Genomic DNA, 517 nt, shown 5'->3' with positions numbered 1-517 from the left:
CTGCTCCTGTGGCGTCACCTTCAAAACGGTCAGCCTGCTTGATTCTCACCGCCAGGGCAGCGAAGACCCCCAATGCAAAGGGAAGCGAAACACCACCTGCCCCTGTGGCGTCATCTTCGATTCGGTCAACCGGTTTAGGACCCACTACCAGAGCAGCAACGACGCACGGTGCAAGGAGGGGCGGAACACCACCTGCCCCTGTGGCCTCATCTTCAATACGGTCAGCCTGCTTAACTCACACCGCCAGAGCAGCCGAGACGTCCAGTGCAAGGGGAAGCAAAACACCACCTGCTCCTGTGGGCTCATCTTCGATTCGGTCAGCCGGCTTAACTCTCATCGCCGGGGCAGCAGCGACATCGGGTGCAAGAGACAGCGGATTAAAAAGAAAGGAGACGGTACTTAAAAAGAACCGCTATCTTACTCATTGACTAGCCTTTCGTGCCTGGGTGAATCAGATGTTATGCTCGTTGCAAAGGCTGGCAAATGCCTCACATCTTTGGCTTATCCTGACCATTGG

It is taken from the genome of Parendozoicomonas verongulae (genome assembly GCF_009711465.1).
GTDB lineage: Bacteria > Pseudomonadota > Gammaproteobacteria > Pseudomonadales > Endozoicomonadaceae > Sansalvadorimonas > Sansalvadorimonas verongulae.
Note: the sequence above shows the minus strand (reverse complement) of the source record.